The following is a 17,381-nucleotide window of genomic DNA, read 5'->3' as shown; positions in this document are numbered from 1 at the left end:
CTTGGAATCCGGGGGGCAGTCACGATACACCTCTAAGCGTTCATCAGGCCGATTCGCTGCGCTCAGGCGACAGCCGCCGGTCTTGATGGGGCTTCGCGGGGCGCGGGCGCGCCCGGGCGGACGGAAACGCAGCGCAGCTGTGGGGGTTGCGCCAAGGGCCCGAGGTGATGGGCCCAGGGGATGAGATTGCTATGAAATTCCGCGCTCACGCGTATACGGCCGTGTTCCTCGCGCTCGCAGCCTTCGGGCTCGCGGCCTGCGATTCCGGGGAGGAGCGCGCGCAGGAGCACTACGACAGCGGGATGGCCCTGCTCCAGGAAGGCGAGCCTGACAAGGCCCAGCTGGAGTTCCGGAACGCCGTCAAGCTCGACCCGGCCCATGTGGCGGCGCGCTACGAGCTCGGGCTCTACCTGAAGTCCAAGAACGACATCCGCGGCGCGCTGGGGCAATTCCGTTCGGCCGCGGAGCTCGACCCCAATCACATCGGGGCGCGGATCGAGCTCGCGGAGATCATGCTGGTCGCCAACCAGCTCGACGAGGCCGAGCGCTTCGTGCTCGCCGCCTTCGCGCTGGACCCCGAAAATCCGCGCGTGCTCGGCATCAAGGCCTCCGTCGACTACAAGCGCGGCAACCGCGAGGAGGCCGTCAAGGTCGCCCGCGAGGTGATCGAGAGGATCCCCGAGAACATCACCACCCGTCTGGTGCTGGTGGCCGATCGCGTGGATTCCGGCGACAACGAAGGCGCGCTGAAGCTGCTGGACGAGGGGCTCGCCTACAAGGAGTCCGATCTCAGCCTGAACGTGGTTCGGCTCGGGGTGCTGGAACAGCTCGAGCGCGCCGACGACATCGGTCCCCAGCTCGAGCGGCTGGTGGAGCATTACCCGCGCACCGACCAGTTCCGCGAGGCGCTGGCGCGCTGGTACGTCTTCAAGAACCAGTATGACAACGCCGAGGCGCAGTATCGCGCCATCGCCGACAACAACCCCCGCGACTACCAGCGCGCGCTGGACGTGGCCCGTTTCGTCAACGCCCTGCACGGCCCCGAGCGCGCCCGCGAGGAGCTGGAGCGCCTGGCGTCGAGCGACAACCCGCTGGTGGAATACGAGCTGGCCATCGCCACGCTCGACCTGCGGGAGGGCGACGAGGCCGCGGCGATCGAGCGGCTCGACCGGCTGGCGGCGGAACGCACCGGCGCCGACCAGAACCGCGCCCGGCTGGAGCGCGCCAAGCTGCACATCAAGGACGAGGAGTTCGAGGCCGCGGACGTTCTGCTGGACGCGGTGATCGCCTCGGACACCAAGAACGCCGACGCGCTGCGCCTGCGCGCCTCGCGCTTCCTGGCCGCGGACGAGAACGACGCCGCGATCCGCGACCTGCGGGCGGCGCTGGACGTGGCGCCCAAGGACGTCCAGATCATGCTGACGCTGGCCGCGGCCTACGACCGCAACGGTCAGCGCGAGCTGGCGCTGGAGCGGCTGGCCCAGGCCATGCAGGAATCGGATTTCGACCTGCCGATCACCCTGCGCTACGCCGAGGCGCTGATCCGCGCCCAGAAGCCGGAAGTCGCCGAGAGCGTGATGAACGACGCGCTCAAGAGGCGGGGCGAGAGCCGCGACCTGCTGGTGGCGCTGGCCCAGCTCAAGCTGCGCCGGCAGGCCTGGGCCGAGGCCGAGCGCATCGCCAATCGCCTGAAGGTCATCGACCCCAAGGACGCGGTCGCCGACCGCCTTCTGGCCGCCGCGGCGCTGGGGCAGCGCAAGTTCGACGAGAGCGCCGACATCCTCGAGACCGTGGTCGACACGGAGGGAGGCGACGCGTCCAACGGCGTCATCGCGCTGGTGCGCGCGCTGCTGGCCGGCGGCGACGTCGATCGGGCCTACACCTACCTGACCGAGCGGCTGGAGACCAAGCCCGAGGACGTGACCGCGCTGGTGCTGCGCGCCTCGATCCTGTCGGGGCGTGGCGACATGGAGGCGGCCGAGACCGATCTGCTGAAGGCCATCGAGATCGAGCCCGGCAACGCCGCGGCCTATGCCAGCCTGGCGCGGATCTACAATTCGATGGGCAAGGCGTCGCAGGTCACGGAAACCCTTCAGAAGGGTCTGACGCTCAATGACCGGGACGTGTCGCTGCGGCTGACCCAGGCCATGCAGCTGGAATACGAAGGGCAGTTCGATGACGCGATCGAGGTGTATGAGGACCTGTACAAGCAGCGTCCGTCCTCGACCGTCATCGCCAACAACTTCGCCAGCCTTCTGGCGGATCACCGGGCCTCGGACCCGGAGCAGCTGTCGCGCGCGTTCAATATCGCCAAGCGTTTCCGCGGCTCCGACCAGCCCTACCTGACGGACACCTACGGATGGCTCCTGCACCTCACCGGATCGTCGGCGGAAGCGCTGCCCCTGCTGCGGCGGGCGGCGGAGCAGCTGCCGACCAACCCGCTGGTGCAGTATCATCTGGGCGTCGTGCTGGCCGCCAATGGCGAGTTCAGCCAGGCGCGCAATCGCATCGACCGGGCGATGACCCTGTCGGAGCAGGTGAATTTCTCTCATGCCGACCGCGCCAGGGAAGTGCTCAAGCGTATCGACGCGCTGGAGGCCGACCGTGCGCGCAAGGCCGAGGAAGGGAAGGCGCAGCAGTGATCGGCGAACTTGCGATCCATACCACGCTCCGCGGCGGGCGGGATCGGGGGCGCCATGCGTGATCTGACCCGGCTTTACGACGACTTCTTCGGGCTGAGGGAGCGGCCGTTCTCGCTGCTCCCCGACCCCGATTTCCTGTTCTGGTCGGGCCCGCACCAGAAGGCCTACACCATGCTGGAATACGGCATGGCCACCCATGCGCCGATCACCATGATCACCGGTGAAATCGGGTCGGGCAAGACGACGCTGGTGCGCAAGCTGCTCAACGACATCCCGGCCGATTTCTCGATCGGGCTGATCTCCAACGCCCAGGGCGACCGGGGGGAGCTGCTGCACTGGGTGCTGATGTCGCTCGGCCAGCCGGTGGAGCCGGGGCTGGGCTATGTGGCGCTGTTCCGCCAGTTCCAGGATTTCCTGATCGACGAATACGCCGCCGGCCGGCGCACCGCGCTGATCTTCGACGAAGCCCAGAACCTCTCGCCCCTGGCGCTGGAGGAACTGCGGATGTTCTCGAACATCAACGCCGACAAGGACCAGCTGCTGCAGCTGATCCTGGTCGGCCAGCCGGAACTGCGGGAGCTGGTGCGCCAGCCCGTCCTGCAGCAGTTCGCGCAGCGCATCGCCTCGGATTTCCACCTGCGCGCCTTCACGGCCGAGGAGACCGACGCCTACATCATCCATCGCCTGACCCATGCCGGGGCGCAGCGCGAGGTGATCGACGTGACGGCGCGGGCGATGATCCACGTCGCCGGGCGCGGCATTCCGCGGCTGATCAACCAGCTCTGCGACTACGCGCTGGTCTACGCCTATTCGGAGGAGCGGCCGGTGGTCGATTCCAGCCTCGTGCGCGAGGTGCTGGAGGATCGGCGTCATTCGGGCATGTTCCGCGTGGACGAGGCGATGGCCATGTCCGACTCGGCGTCCGGGCCCCTGAACGCGCCCGCGCCCGCCGCGGACCCCGCCCTCGCGACCGGGGCGCAGACCCCGGCGCCGCCTTCGTCGAGCCTGCCGCACGACGCCCCGGAGGGCGACGGCGACGAGCAGAATGTGTTCTACGGCGTATGGGACCGACAGGTCTGACCCGCCTTTCGCAAGAAAGCGTTGTGACGCGACATGCCTAGTGAACTCGACCCCCGATTCCTGCTTTCGGTCCTTCTGCGCCGCTTCCCGGTGTTCCTGCTGACCGCGGTGGTGATCTTCTCGGGCTTCGCCGCGGCCGCGGTGCTGATCCCCGCGTCCTACACGTCCTCGGCGAAGATCCTCGTGGAATCCCAGCAGATTCCGACCGCGCTTGTGCAGTCCACCGTGACCAGCCAGGCGACGGAACGGCTGCGCGTGATCCAGCAGCGGCTGCTGACCCGCGACAATCTTCTGGAGATCGCGGCCGAGTACAACGTGTTCCGCGACCGCCGGGACATGTCGCCTTCCGAGATCGTCGACGAGATGCGCCGGCAGTCCTCCTTCAAGGCCGACGGTCTTTCCAGCGGCCGGCGGGGCGAGACCGCCATGGCGATGGTGTTCACGGTGTCCTTCACCGCGTCCAACGGCTCCGTCGCGGCGCGGGTGGCGGGCGAGTACATGACCCGCATTCTCGAAGACAATCTCAAGCTGCGCACCGCGCGCGCCGCCGACACCTACGAGTTCTTCGAGCAGGAGACCCAGCGCCTGGGCGGCGAGCTGACCGCGATCGAGGCCGAGATCGTCGATTTCAAGCGCGCCAATCGCGACACCCTGCCCGAGACCCTCGATTTCCGCACCAACCAGCTGCAGCGCGCCCAGCAGCAGCTTCAGCTTCTGGACCGGGAGGTCGCCAACCTGCAGGAGCGTCGCAAGAACCTGCTGCAGATTCTGGATAACCCCGCCTCGCTGGCCGACGCGGAGCGCCCGCTCACCGACTCCGAGCGGATCAAGAAGGAGATGGCGCGCGAGCTGGAGCTGCGCTCGGCCCTGCTGTCCGAGCAGCACCCCGAGATCCGCGCCCTGCGCACCCGCATCGCTGCCCTGGACGAGGCGATCGAGCAGGAGCGCGCCGATCTCGAGCAGCAGCTCTCCGACAGCTCCTCCCAGCTGGTGGAGGACGAGCTCAGCCGGGTTCGCCAGCAGATCGAGGAGGTGGACACCCGCCTCTCGCAGATCGCCGACGAGACGACGCAGCTCGAACGTCAGGAAGCGTCCCTGCAGCGCTCCATCGGCGAGACGCCCAACACCCAGATGGCCCTGACCGCCCTGCAGCGGAACTACGGCAACCTGCAGCAGCAATACACCGACGCCCGCAGCAAGCTGGCGGTCTCCGCGACCGGCGAGCAGCTGGAGCTCAAGCAGCAGGCCGAGCGCTTCGAGGTCATCGACGAGGCCACGGTTCCCGACGCGCCGACCAAGCCCAACCGGGTCATGATCCTGCTGTTGGGCATCGGCGCGGGCGGCGGCGGCGGACTGGCGCTGATCATCGTGCTGGAGTTCCTCAACAAGGCGATCCGGCGGCCCTCCGACATCATCAACACGCTGGACATGCAGCCGCTGGCGGTGATCCCCTACATCTACACCGACGACGAGCTGCGCCGCAGGATCCGGGCGAAGTGGTCGATGATCGTGCTCGGCGTCGGCGGCGCCATCCTCGCGCTCGTGTTGCTGCACACCTATTATCTGCCGCTCGACATGATCGCGCGGAAGGTGATGGTCGCCACCCAGCTCGACGCGCTGCTGGAACTGGTGCGCAGCCGGCTGAAGTTCTGAGGTCCGAGCCCGGGTCCCGCGCGCGTCGCGGGACCCGGCATTGAAAGGCGCAAGTCATGGAACGCATCAAGGCGGCGATCAACAGGGCCAAGGAAGCGCGGGACGGCGGCGTCGGGCTCGCCGATCCGCGCCCGCCCGCCCGCGCCGAGCTGAGCGAGAGCAACACCCCGGCCGGCTGGCTGGCGCTGCAGCAGCTCGAACCCGATGAGGAGGTGCTGACCCGCAACCGCGTGGTCACCTTCTCCAAGGACGACCCGGCGCATGTGCCCTTCGACATCCTGCGCACCAAGATCCTGCGCATGATGGAGGCCAACAACTGGAGGACCCTCGCGATCACCTCGCCGACCATGTCCTGCGGCAAGACCATGATCGCGACCAACCTGGCCTTCAGCTTCTCGCGCCAGCGCAACACCCGCTGCATCCTGGCCGATGTCGATTTGAAGCGGCCCCAGGTGCGCAAGAACATCGGGCTCGAAAGCCAGCTGTCCATGGGCGACTACCTGATGGGCGGCGTGCGGCCGGAGGAGTTCTTCATCCGCCTCGGCGAGAACCTCGCCATCGGCCCGACGGCGCAGAGCTTCCGGCACTCGGCCGAGCTGCTCCAGCATCCGGACGCCAAGAAGGCGCTGGATGACATGCACCGGGTTCTGCAGCCGGATATCGTGATCTACGACCTGCCGCCGCTGCTGGCCTCGGACGACGCCATGTCCTTCATGGCCTATGCGGATTGCGCGCTGCTGATCGCGGCTTCGGGCATCACTTCGGTCCGGAACCTCGAGGATTGCGAGCGTCAGTTGTCCGAGATCATCCCGCTCGCCGGCGTGATCCTCAACAAGTACGACCTGCGCTCCGAGTCCTATTCCTACTACGAATACGACTATATGTGATCCCGACCCCGCCCGCTGGCCCGCCCGCCGACAGGGCGTGGGGGGGCGGGGAAGCCGACAGCGAAACGCCCGCGCCGGGGGACCGGGGCGGGCGTTCTCTTATGCGCGAAGCCTCCGCGGCTGGGGGTTCGGGGGGCATCCCCCGGCCCGCTCCGCCGGGCGCGTCAGGCGGCGTCGGCGATCGCGGGCGGGGTCTCGTCCAGCCCCAGGCCCGGGGCGGCGGCGCGGATCGCGGCCCACATGTTGGCGCGGAACGTCGCCTCGCCGAAGCGGCCGGCATGGGCGGCCATCCGGGCCGGGTCCAGGCCGGGCTCCAGCTCCGACTCGAATCGCTCGATGCAGGCGGCCAGCGCCTCGGCGGTCTGTTCGTGGAACAGCAGCCCCGTGTCGCCGTCCACCACCGTGTCCAGCGCCCCGCCGCGTCCATAGGCCAGCACCGGGCGTCCGCAGGCCATGGCCTCCAGCGGCACGATCCCGAAATCCTCGACGCCGGGGAACAGCAGCGCGCGCGCCCCCTGGTAGAGCGCCCGCATCTTCTCGTCCGGCACCCGGCCCAGGAACTCGGTCCCCGCCGGCGCCATGGCCTTCAGCCGCTCGGTCTCGGGCCCCGATCCCACCACCTGCAGCCGCCGCCCCAGCCGGGCGCAGGCCTCGATCGCCAGGTCGGCGCGCTTGTAGGGCACCAGCTCGGACAGGAAGAGATAGGGCGCGTCGGGCCCCGGCGCGGGGGCCGGCTGGTAGGCTTCCAGGTCCACCGGCGGATGCACCACCACCGAGTCCCGCCGCCAGCAGCGCTGGATCCGCTGCGCCACGAAGGAGGAGTTGGCGACGTACTGGTCCACCCGGTTCGATGAGATCACGTCCCAGGTGCGCAGCTTCGGCGCCAGCCAGGAGAACGCCAGCTTCATCGGCAGGGACAGCCCGTCGCGATAGGCGTGGTACTGGTCCCAGATATAGCGCATCGGCGAATGGCAGTAGCAGACATGCGCCGTGTCCGGCGGCGGGATCACGCCCTTGGCCGGCCCGCTTTCGGAACTGATGACCAGGTCGTAGCCGGTCAGGTCCAGGCTCTCCAGCGCGCGGGGCATCAGCGCGAGATACTTCTGGTAGTGCTTCTTCGCCCCGGGGAGGCGGCCGATGAAGGTCTCGGTGATCCGGTGGCGGCGCAGCAGGGGGCTCAGCTTCGCCGGGTCGGCGACATGGGTGTAGATGTCGGCGTCGGGGAACATCATGCAGAGCTGTTCGAGCACCCGCTCGCCCCCCCGCATTCCGACCAGCCAATAGTGGATGATGGCGACGCGCATCCGCGAAAACTCCCCTCGGACATGACGACGCCGGGACCATGGCCCCGGCGGCGCTGACATTTCAGACGTGGTGAGGGCCGGGCCGCGCGGGCCCGGCGCGGCCGCTCACTTGCCGGTCGGCTGAACCACCACCAGCGCGGTGCGCAGGATGATCCACAGATCGAGCCCGGCGGCCATGCGGCGCAGATATTCCACATCCATCGACACGCGATGGGCGTAGGACACCTCGTTGCGCCCCGAGACCTGCCACAGCCCGGTGATGCCGGGACGCAGCGAGCAATAGACCGAGCGGGCCGAGCCGTAGCACTCGTTCAGCTCGTCCTCGGGGACCGGCCGCGGGCCGACGAAGCTCATCTCGCCGCGCAGCACGTTCCACAGCTGCGGCAGCTCGTCGAGCGAGGTCTTGCGGATCAGCCGCCCGACCCGCGTGATCCGCGGATCGTCGTTGAGCTTCCGGGTCGCGCGCCATTCCATGGCGGCGGCCGGGTTCTCGGCGAGATGCTTTTCCAGCCGGGCCTGGCTGTCGAGCACCATCGAGCGGATTTTCCAGCAGCGGAACTTGCGCCCGCCGCGTCCGATCCGGGTATGGCCGAAGAAGGGCTTGCCGCCGTCCTTGGCCCAGACCAGGGCCGCGAGGCCCAGGATCACGGGCGCCAGAACCGGGACCAGCGCGATGGCCAGAACCAGATCGAGCAGCCGCTTGCCGCCGTTTTCGTATACGACCCGAAAGATTGACGGCCCGGACGCCGGCGTTATCGCGTCCGCAGCATAAAACTGTCCGTCAGGCTGCAAATGCTTCATGCTCACCCCGTATCCGCAGGCTCGATGAGAAGCCCGAAACACACTCGAACGCGCCGATTCCGGCGCGTCCGTATCCCACACGCAGCCGAGTATCCTGCAAATTGCACGGAACTCAACGGAAATGTCGGCTTTAACCCTGATGACGGACATGCGGTCGCATGCGCACAATCAATTGGTAAGCTTCTTCGTGGTGGAATTTCGCCTTAACGACAAGCGGATGGGATGCTAAGGGACGGAAACGGCGGCGCTCCGCCGTTATGTTGCGTCGCCGTAAAAAGGGGAACGGTTCATGAGGGTGAATATCCTGCTCGCCGCGCTTGCGCTTGGAGGTTGCGGGCTGGTGTACACATCGCCCGACGTCTACGAATCCGGAGACGTGAGGAGCGGGGCGGATTCGGCAACCTCCGATGTGCAGGTCATTCCCCTGACGTTCGAGACCGCGGCCGAGGCCAATCTCGACGCCTATGTGCCCGCCCGACTGCCCGACGTGTTCCGCCCGGCGCCGCAGAGCGCGCCGGGTTCGGTCGGAGTCGGCTCCACCGCCATGCCGAGACTGCCCGACGCGACCTACGATCCCGCCGGCGCCGTGGACGCCACGGCCGAGACCCTGCCTCCGACCGCGACCGCGTTGCAGCCGCCGGCGGAGGCCCAGCAGGTCAACCTGCCCGAGGCGCAGGAGCCCGCGCCCTACCGCATCGGCGTGGCCGACACGCTTCTGGTCTCCGCCAACACGCAGGGCGCGACGCTGGAGGACGTGCCCAGCCTGCTGAACGCCCAGACCTCGCGCCAGGGCTATATCGTGCAGGATGACGGCGCGATCGCCATTCCCGACGTGGGCCGCATCCGCGTCGCCGGCTCGACGCTGGAGGAGGCGGAGGACGCCATCTTCCAGGCGCTGGTCAGCAACGGCATCGACCCGTCCTTCAGCCTCGAAATCTCCGAATTCAATTCGCAGCGCGTGTCGGTCGGCGGCGCCGTGGCCAACCCGAACGTGGCCCCGATCACGCTCAAGCCCCTGTATCTGTCCGAGGCGCTGCAGCTCGCCGGCGGCGTGCAGGCGCAGGATCTGGACTACACCGTGGTCCGCCTGTTCCGCGACGGCCAGGTCTACCAGGCGCCGCTGCGCGCCATCTATGGCGACGACGCGCTGCGCGACGTGCTGCTCAAGGATGGCGACGCGCTGTTCGTGGACACCGACTATGACCTGACTCAGGCGCGCGCCTATTTCACCGAGCAGCTTCAGCTGCGCGACTTCGAACTGCGCGAGCGGGAATTCGCCTTCCGCCAGCGGCAGGCCGAGATCGACGACGTGCGCTTCGGCATCACCATCGCCCAGTTCGAGCTGCAGAAGGCGCAGCTTCGCCAGCAGCTCGCGCAGATGCGCATCCAGGCCAGCCAGTTCGAGATCGCCCGCAACGCCGAGGCCCGTTCGATCTCGGCGGAGCAGCGCTCCACCTTCAAGGACCGGCTGGAGCTGGGCGCCGTGCAGCGCGACTATGTCTACGTGGCCGGCGAGGTGCGTTCGCCCCGCCGCACGGCGCTGCCCTTCGAGACCCGGCGCACGCTGGCCGACATGCTGTTCGAGAACGGCGGCGTGAACATGCAGTATGGCGACTACGGCGAGATCTACGTGCTGCGCCGGCATTCGACCCCGGCGACCAGCCTGGCGGGCGGGATCAGCGCCTATCATCTCAACGCCTCCAACGTGGCCAACCTGACCACCGCGGCGATGTTCGAGATGCGGCCCAACGACGTGATCTTCGTCGCCGAACAGCCGGTCACCACCTGGAGCCGGGTCGTCAACCAGCTGACCCCGAGCCTGCTGAGCCAGGCCGCCTCGGTCGGCAACGTCGCCAACTGATCGGGAAGGGCCGGCGGGTCTGGCCCGCCGGTCCCTTCAGATGCAGGCGACATGAAAACGGCCGCGCCCTCCCCGGGCGCGGCCGTTTCCTGTCTCGCGGGACGGCGCAGGCCCCGTAGGGCGGGTGCGAACCCGCCGCCTCCGCCGGCCGCGGCCTTCGGCGGTGTCAGGTGTCAGGTGTCAGGTGTCAGGGGGGCAGGGGGTCAGGTGGTCAGGAATGCCGGCTCGGCCCCCGTCTCCAGCCGCACGGCCGAGAGCACGCCGGAATGGTAGGCGCCGGTGTCCACCGCCACCCGCCCCTGCGAGACATGGGCCTCGTCGACGACGTAGTGGCCGTAGACGCACCACAGCCCGTCCTTGCGCGTCACCTGGAAGAAGCGCGGCGCGCCCCAGATCAGGGTGCGTTCCGATTGCAGGTCCGGGGGCAGGTCGGGGTCGGCGCCGGCATGGCTGAACAGGACCGTGCCGAAGCGCAGCCAGACCGGCAGCTCCGCGATCATCTTCAGGTCGGCGTCCGCCGCGGCGGCGAGGGCGGCGGCGGAGGCGGTCAGGTCCGCGCCCTCGCGCGTCAGCTCCACCCCGCCCACCCCGTAGGAGACCATGGTCTGAAGCCCGCCATTGCGCAGCCAGCGGGGGCCGGCCTCGGGGGCCTCGGCGAAGGCGGCCATCATGGCTTCGTGGTTGCCGCGCAGGGCGTGAGTTTCGCCGGCGGGACTGTCGCCGGCCAGCAGGCCGCGGATGCGGGCGAGGACCTGGGCCGACTGCTCGCCCCGGTCCACGTAGTCGCCCATCAGCACCAGCCGCCAGTCGCGCCCGTAGCCACGCGCGGCGGCGTCGGCCTCGATGGTCCCGAGCAGGCGGGCGAGCAGGTCGTCCCGCCCGTGCACGTCGCCGATGGCGTAGGTCGGCAGGTCGATCTCCAGCGGGGCGTCGAAGGCGCGCGGATTGCGGGAGGGCTTGCCCCCTCCCGCGCCATCCTTGCCGCCGCCCCCGAAGAGGCGCCTGAAAAAGCCCGTCATGCGCCCCCCGACGTCATGGCCAGCCTCACTCGGCCGCGATCCTGGCCGAGGACAGCCACGACCAGACCCGCTGCGGGGTCAGCGGCATGTCCACATGGCCCACGCCCGCCGCGGACATGGCGTCCAGCGCCGCGTTGGTCACCGCGGCCAGCGCGCCGACCGTCCCGGCCTCGCCGCAGCCCTTCATGCCGATGGCGTTGGCGGTCGACGGGGTCGGCTCCGAGTGGAAGGTCATCTCGGGCATGTCGGTCGCGCGGGGCATGGCGTAGTCCATGAAGGTCGCGGTCAGAAGCTGGCCGCTTTCGTCATAGACCACCTGCTCCGTCACCGCCTGGCCGAGCCCCTGGGCCACCCCGCCATGCACCTGGCCGATGGCCAGAACCGGGTTCATCAGCAGCCCGAAATCGTCGGCTATGGTGTAGCGGTCGACGGCCAGCGTGCCGGTGTCCGGGTCGATCTCCAGCTCCACGATATGGCAGCCATTGGGGAAGGAGCGGCCGGGGACCACGTTCTCGGTCTCATGCACCAGCAGCTCGACCATGCCCTTGGTCCGGGCGGTCTCGGCCAGCTTTTCCAGCGTCACCGACTTGTCGGTGCCGGCGACGGAGAAGGCGCCGTCTTCGAACACCAGGTCGGCGGCGGCGGTTTCAAGCTCCTCCTCCGCGAGCGGGCGGAACCGCTCCACCATCTCGTCGGAGGCGGCGTTGATGGCGTTGCCCTGCATGGTCACGGAGCGCGAGCCGCCGGTGCCGCCGCCCTTGGCGATCAGGTCGCTGTCGCCCTGCACGATGCGGATCTTGTCATAGGTCAGGCCCGAGCGCTGGTGCAGGATCTGGGCGTAGACCGTCTCATGCCCCTGGCCGTTGGACTGGGTGCCGACATAGAGGTTGATGCCGCCATCCTCGGCGAACTCGATCTTGGCGGTCTCGTTCTGGGCGCCGAGGATCGACTCGATATAGGTGGCCATGCCGCGCCCGCGCAGCAGGCCCCTGGCGGCCGAGGCGGACTTGCGCGCTTCGAAGCCGGCCCAGTCGGCCTCCTTCATCGCGCGGTCCATGACCTTTTCGAAATTGCCGACGTCGTAAACCTGGCCGACCAGGGTCGTGTAGGGGAACTTGTCGGGGGCGATGAAGTTGCGGCGGCGCAGCTCGTCGGGCTCGACGCCCAGCTGGCGGGCGGAGAACTCCATCAGCCGCTCGATCTGGTAGATGGCTTCGGGGCGACCGGCGCCGCGATAGCTGTCCACCGGGCAGGTGTTGGTGTAGGCGCCCTTCACCTCGAACAGGCCGACCTGCACGTCATAGACGCCCGGCAGCACGTTCTTGGCGACCTCGGAGGGAATGTACTGGCCGAAGGGCGAGTTATACGCCCCCAGCCCGGCCACGACCGAGAACCAGATCGCCTGCAGCTTCAGGTCCTTGTCGAAGGCGGCGCGGGCCGTGGTGACGTGATCGCGCCCCATGGCGTCGGTCATCATCCCTTCGGAGCGGTCGGACATCCAGCGCACCGGACGGTTCAGCTCGCGCGAGGCGAAGCCCACCGCGAAATGCTCGGGGTAGGAGAAGGCCTTCATGCCGAAGCCGCCGCCCACGTCGGGATTGGTCACGCGGACCTGCCCGGCGTCGAGCCCCAGCTTCTTGGCCATCTCGTTCTTGAGGTTCCACACCCCCTGGCCGTTGGTGGAGATGTGCAGACGCTCGCCCGCCCATTCCGCCCAGGCGCCGCGGGGCTCCATCGGGTTGGCGATGACGCGGTTGTTGACCAGCGGCAGTTCGACCACATGAGCGGCGGCCTCGAAGGCGGCGCGGGTGGCGTCCTCGTCGCCGAAGGCCCAGTCGAAGGCGAGGTTCTTCGGGGCCTCGGGGTGAACTTCGGGTTCCTCGAAGGCGCCTTCGGTGGAGAACGCGGCCGGCAGCTCGTCGAAGTCGATCTCGATCAGTTCGGCGGCGTCGCGGGCCTGCTCGAAGGTCTCGGCGACCACGATGGCGATGGCCTCGCCCACATAGCGCACCTTGTCCACGGCGAGGATCGGCCGGGTGGGCGCGGCGCCGTTGGAGCCGTCGCGGTTCTTCACCACGCCGGCGTTGACGAAGTTCTTCATCTTTCCGTCGAGATCGCCGGCCGCATAGACGCCGATGACGCCGGGGGCGCCGCGGGCCGCGGTCAGGTCGGGCGCGGAGAAGGTCGCGTGCGCGATCGGGGAGCGCAGGAAGAAGGCGTGGGCCGCGCTTTCAGGCGCGATATCGTCCACGTAGCGGCCGTGGCCGGTGAGAAGTCGGACGTCCTCCTTGCGGAGCACGGGCTGGGAAACGCCGAACTTTTCCATGAATCCACCCTGTCATTCTGGCGGGCCAGGCGGCCCTGTTTCGCTGCGAACCCTAACCGCGAGAGCCGCGAAGTCCATGCCCGAGGGGCGCCCGGCGCATGCGTCCTGATGCGCTTCGGCTTGCCTTGAGGGGGCTGGTAAGCCAAATGACGGGTCCGGTCCCGTCGCAACCCTCCGCTTCCCCGGCGGGGGTCGGCGCGCGCGCCGGAGCGTGGCCCGCATGTCATGGCGACCGCCCCATGCATGATACGATGGGCCCAAGGGAGGAGCGAATCATAATGACCACAACCGACGATCGAATCGCGGAGACGCTTCTGGAACTCGCTCGCAGCGGCTCGCTGGGCCCCAGCTTCTGTCCGTCCGACGCCGCGCGTCACCTGAACCCCGACGACTGGCGCCCCCTGCTGCCGCGGGTGCGCGAAGTGGCCGGTCGGCTTCAGCGCGACGGCCTGATTCACGTGACCCAGTCCGGCAAGGCGGTCGACGCCCTGTCCGTCAACGGTCCGATCCGGCTGTCCCGCCCCCTTCACTAAGCCCGCCCCCTCCACCAAGCCCGACCACAGCGTCGCCCGCCAGGGGCGGCGCCGTTTCGGTCAGCGTTCCGCGCGCGTCTCAGCGCAGTTTCGGCGGCTTGGCGGGGTCCATGCCGGGCGCCGAAGGGCCCGTTGCGCGCGGCGCTTCGGGTTCGGGCAGCTCGAAGCCCAGGCCGAAGCGGCGCGCGGCGGCGAGCGCGGGGGCGGTCTCCTCCACGAACATGGTCGCGAAGTCCGGACCCTCCGGCGCCGCCAGCCGGGCGGAGCGGGCGAGCGCCGAGACCATCGCCTCCCGCCGCGCCTCCGCCGCCATGTCCAGCGCCTTCTTGCCCGCGAGGTCGAGGCCCGGACGCTCCCGCAGGATCATCAGCAGGGTCGGGGCGGTCTCTTCCGCGCCGTCCTTGCCGTCCGCGCCGTCCGCACCGTCCGCGGGGGCTTCGGGGGCTTCGGGCGCCGCGGCCTGCACCAGCCAGGCTTCGGCCAGGTAGGTCGCCAGCGCGGCCAGGCGGCCGTCCAGCGCCGCCACCAGCGCCTCGGTCGCGGCGCGGGGCGGGCCGAGACGGCCGACGCGGGCGGCCTCGGCGCGGGTCTCGGCCTCTGCGGACTCCGCCATCCAGGTCAGCGCCGCGGCTTCATGGAACAGCTCCGACGGCGCGACGCCCGGGTTCACCGCCAGGTTCACCCCCTGCGCGCCCAGCAGCCGGGCCAGCGCCAGGCCGTTGATCTCGGCGTAGTCCGAGCCCCCGCCGAAAGCCGCCAGCCGGGCCTCCGCGTCGAAGGCGAGCGCGGTGGCGCCGGCCTCCAGCTCCAGGATCACCGGGCGCATTCGGTCGCCCTGAAGGGGGGCTTCGAGCAGCAGCAGCAGCTCCGAGCCCATCAGCGCGTCCACCGCCCGCCCGTCCGCGGCGTCGCCCCCGGCCATCCGCAGGGCGCGGTCGAGCGGGGTCTCGGCATCCGCGCCCGCATCGGGCTCGACGACGATTTCAGGGGCGGAAGTCGGCTCGTGGGCGTCGGTCATCGTGGGGTCGGGTCCCTGTTGTCTTGCGCCTCGGGCGGCGCGAGGGGCGCGGGCGCCCCGCGCGCGAGGATCCAGTCGGCGACCAGGTCATGCACCCGCTCCGCCTCCAGGTCGCGCAGCAGCATGTGCCAGCCGGTGGGCACATATTCGAAGGTCTTGGGGCCGGGCAAGGCGTCGAATGCGCGCCGCACCGAGCTTTCGGGCACCACCTCGTCATGGGCGCCCATGACCACCAGCGTGTCGATCCGGTCGCCGGGCGCGGCCAGCACCGCCCGGTCCATCAGCCGGATCAGCCCCATGAACTCCCGCGGGGAGGGGTTGGCGAAACGGGTCTTGTCGCGCGACAGCGCGATCAGCATGGGGATGTTGTCCGAGGGCATGATCCGCACCGGCGCCTTGGTGGGGGCGATGCGCATGTCCGGCGCCACCGTCGCCATGGTCCAGGCCGAGGCGCGGTAGAGCGGGTTCAGCGTGTCCCCGCCCCAGACCGCGGGGGCGAGCAGGGCGACCCCGCGCACGCCCTCCAGCCGCCCCTCGCCCGCCGCGGTCAGGGCGACGCCGCCGCCCATGGAATGTCCGGCGACGAAGAGGGGAACGCCGGGGCGCATCTCGGCGATGCGGGCGGCGGCGGCCTCCAGGTCCTCGACCAGCGCGTCATGGCCGGGCCAGCGTCGGTTCGACGGGTTCCGCCCGAAGCCCCGCTGGTCATAGGCGAAGGTCTCGATCCCGGCGGCGGCCCAGCGGCGGGCGGCGACGTCATAGGTGGTGGGCGCGTAGTCGCCATAGCCGTGCAGGGCGAGCAGCACGGCCCGCGGCGCCGCCGCCGGCCAATGCGACAGGGCGAGCCGGCCGGCGGGCAGGTCCAGCCATCCGTCGATGCGGGCCGGGGCGTCGGGGCTCCGCTCGGCGTCGGTCCGGGAGGGCGCGGCGTCCGCGGTCCCGCCCTTGGCCTCGCCCTCGGCCTCGGCCGGGGGCGAAGGCGCGATCCCCGCGCCCGCCGCGGGCGAAGGCGCGCCCCCCATCGCCACCGGCGTCGCGACCGGCCCGCCCGGCGTCGCGCAGGCCGCCAGCGCCAGCGAAAGCCCCGACAGGGCCCACCCCAGCCCGATCCGCCGGACCACCCGCAACGGAGCGGCGGGGCCACGGCCAGGCGTCGCGGCCGGCGCGGGGCGGGTCATGTCAGCTCGGACACGCGGCGACGCAGCCATGGGACCAGCTCCTCCTCGAACCACGGGTTTCGCTTCAGCCATCCGGTATTGCGCCAGGACGGGTGGGGCAAGGGCAGGACGCCGGGCGGCGCCTCGCGCCAGGCGGCGACGCGGGCGGTGACGGTGGCCCGTCCCGGCTCCCGCCCCTTCATCGCCCAGGCCTGGGCATGGCCGCCGACCAGCAGGGTCAGCTCCACCTGCGGCATGACGGCGAGCGCCCGGTCCCGCCAGGTCCGCGCGCAGATCGCGGGCGGCGGCAGGTCGGCGCCCGCGGCGTCGTAGCCGGGAAAGCAGAAGCCCATGGGCAGGATGGCGATGCGGGCGGCGTCGTAGAAGGTCTCGCGCCCGATCCCCATCCAGTCCCGCAGCCGGTCGCCGGAGCGGTCGTCGAAGGGCAGGCCCGAGGCGTGAACCCGCGCCCCCGGCGCCTGGCCCGCGATCAGCAGGCGGGCGGTGGAGGAGAGCCGCACCACCGGCCGCGGCTGATGTCCCGTGCGGGTGGCGGCGAAGCGCGGGGCGCAGAGCCGGCAGCCCTCGATCGCCCCCGCCAGCGTCGCCGGCGTCTCTTCCGGGGCGCGGTCGTTCGCGCGGAACCCGGAGGGCCGGGGCCTCGCGTCGCGCGGGGCTCGGGTCATGCGGCGCGGTCTCCTGTCAGCGCGGCGCGGCGCGCGGAGGGGCGTGGGTCCCGCGCAAGATGGGGCGGGGCGCCGTCGGGGCGCAACCCATCCGGCGCGCGCCCGGCGCGACGCGCGAGTCGATGGGCCGGGGCGCCGAGCTCCGCGGAACGAAGGGGGGGAGCGAAGGAGGAGAGGCATTCCATCGGCCCATCGGCGCGCGCGGCTGTCGTTCCCGTCCCGTGCCCCGCCGGTCCATGCGGACTCCTTGTCCGCCCCCGCGTCCGGCCCCGGCCGAGCCATGCGTGTTCGCATGGAGCGGCGCGAAACGATCTCGCCCGGCGGTCCCGCCTTGGGCGGTCAGCCCTGGGCGCCGGCCCGTCTGAAGATCAGGGACGATGACGCGGATCGCCTCCGCGCCATCCCGGGGCCATC

13 protein-coding genes are annotated in these 17,381 nt (G+C 70.2%); 6 read left to right on the top strand and 7 right to left on the bottom strand.

Annotated elements, in window-relative coordinates:
* Positions 1 to 191: 191 nt before the first annotated feature.
* The 4 genes from BLV24_RS08245 to BLV24_RS08230 are packed head-to-tail and all read left to right on the top strand — an operon-like array spanning position 192 to position 6,262.
* Entirely contained in the window at positions 192 to 2,642 is a 2,451-nt protein-coding gene (locus BLV24_RS08245; protein WP_176954680.1) for a tetratricopeptide repeat protein, read from the top strand.
* 54 nt (positions 2,643 to 2,696) lie between these two features.
* Positions 2,697 to 3,722 carry an ExeA family protein gene (locus BLV24_RS08240; RefSeq protein WP_143040258.1) on the top strand — a complete coding sequence of 342 codons (1,026 nt, stop codon included), beginning with the start codon at positions 2,697 to 2,699 and terminating at the stop codon, positions 3,720 to 3,722.
* A 33-nt stretch (positions 3,723 to 3,755) separates the two neighbouring features.
* On the top strand, positions 3,756 to 5,375 hold the full coding sequence (locus BLV24_RS08235) for a GumC family protein (RefSeq protein WP_092680684.1): 1,620 nt from the start codon (positions 3,756 to 3,758) through the stop codon (positions 5,373 to 5,375).
* 56 nt (positions 5,376 to 5,431) lie between these two features.
* On the top strand, positions 5,432 to 6,262 hold the full coding sequence (locus BLV24_RS08230; protein ID WP_092680683.1) for a CpsD/CapB family tyrosine-protein kinase: 831 nt from the start codon (positions 5,432 to 5,434) through the stop codon (positions 6,260 to 6,262).
* A 164-nt stretch (positions 6,263 to 6,426) separates the two neighbouring features.
* Here the strand turns inward: BLV24_RS08230 and BLV24_RS08225 are convergent, their stop codons facing one another.
* Positions 6,427 to 7,566 carry a glycosyltransferase gene (locus BLV24_RS08225; RefSeq protein WP_092680682.1) on the bottom strand — a complete coding sequence of 380 codons (1,140 nt, stop codon included), beginning with the start codon at positions 7,564 to 7,566 and terminating at the stop codon, positions 6,427 to 6,429.
* 105 nt (positions 7,567 to 7,671) lie between these two features.
* Entirely contained in the window at positions 7,672 to 8,367 is a 696-nt protein-coding gene (locus tag BLV24_RS08220) for a sugar transferase (protein ID WP_092680681.1), read from the bottom strand.
* Between the two features lie 289 nt (positions 8,368 to 8,656).
* On the opposite strand from BLV24_RS08220, the gene BLV24_RS08215 reads away from it, so the two are divergent.
* Positions 8,657 to 10,228 carry a polysaccharide biosynthesis/export family protein gene (locus BLV24_RS08215; RefSeq protein WP_176954679.1) on the top strand — a complete coding sequence of 524 codons (1,572 nt, stop codon included), beginning with the start codon at positions 8,657 to 8,659 and terminating at the stop codon, positions 10,226 to 10,228.
* 203 nt (positions 10,229 to 10,431) lie between these two features.
* Here the strand turns inward: BLV24_RS08215 and BLV24_RS08210 are convergent, their stop codons facing one another.
* Together BLV24_RS08210 and BLV24_RS08205 are read right to left on the bottom strand one after the other, a co-directional pair.
* Positions 10,432 to 11,247 (bottom strand): metallophosphoesterase, encoded by an 816-nt coding sequence (locus BLV24_RS08210; RefSeq protein WP_092680680.1) that lies wholly within the window; start codon positions 11,245 to 11,247, stop codon positions 10,432 to 10,434.
* A 25-nt stretch (positions 11,248 to 11,272) separates the two neighbouring features.
* Positions 11,273 to 13,573, bottom strand: a complete 2,301-nt coding sequence (locus tag BLV24_RS08205; protein WP_092680679.1) for a xanthine dehydrogenase family protein molybdopterin-binding subunit — start codon at positions 13,571 to 13,573, stop codon at positions 11,273 to 11,275.
* A gap of 278 nt (positions 13,574 to 13,851) precedes the next feature.
* On the opposite strand from BLV24_RS08205, the gene BLV24_RS08200 reads away from it, so the two are divergent.
* On the top strand, positions 13,852 to 14,106 hold the full coding sequence (locus BLV24_RS08200) for a DUF3253 domain-containing protein (RefSeq protein WP_176954678.1): 255 nt from the start codon (positions 13,852 to 13,854) through the stop codon (positions 14,104 to 14,106).
* Between the two features lie 79 nt (positions 14,107 to 14,185).
* On the opposite strand, the gene BLV24_RS08195 is transcribed toward BLV24_RS08200, so the two are convergent.
* Genes BLV24_RS08195 through BLV24_RS08185 form a run of 3 tightly spaced genes read right to left on the bottom strand, consistent with a single transcriptional unit; the run spans position 14,186 to position 16,967 of the window.
* Positions 14,186 to 15,124 (bottom strand): hypothetical protein, encoded by a 939-nt coding sequence (locus BLV24_RS08195; protein WP_092680678.1) that lies wholly within the window; start codon positions 15,122 to 15,124, stop codon positions 14,186 to 14,188.
* Complete coding sequence (locus tag BLV24_RS08190) at positions 15,121 to 16,302, bottom strand: alpha/beta fold hydrolase (protein ID WP_143040257.1); 1,182 nt, start codon at positions 16,300 to 16,302, stop codon at positions 15,121 to 15,123. The genes BLV24_RS08195 and BLV24_RS08190 overlap by 4 nt, the downstream gene beginning before the upstream one ends.
* Positions 16,299 to 16,967: a uracil-DNA glycosylase family protein gene (locus tag BLV24_RS08185; RefSeq protein WP_092680676.1), complete on the bottom strand. Its 669-nt coding sequence runs from the start codon at positions 16,965 to 16,967 to the stop codon at positions 16,299 to 16,301. Before BLV24_RS08185 ends, BLV24_RS08190 begins: the two co-directional genes overlap by 4 nt.
* Positions 16,968 to 17,381 lie beyond the last annotated feature (414 nt).

Source organism: Albimonas donghaensis (genome assembly GCF_900106695.1).
Classification (GTDB): Bacteria; Pseudomonadota; Alphaproteobacteria; order Rhodobacterales; family Rhodobacteraceae; genus Albimonas; species Albimonas donghaensis.
This window is presented reverse-complemented; position numbering and strand designations above follow the sequence as displayed.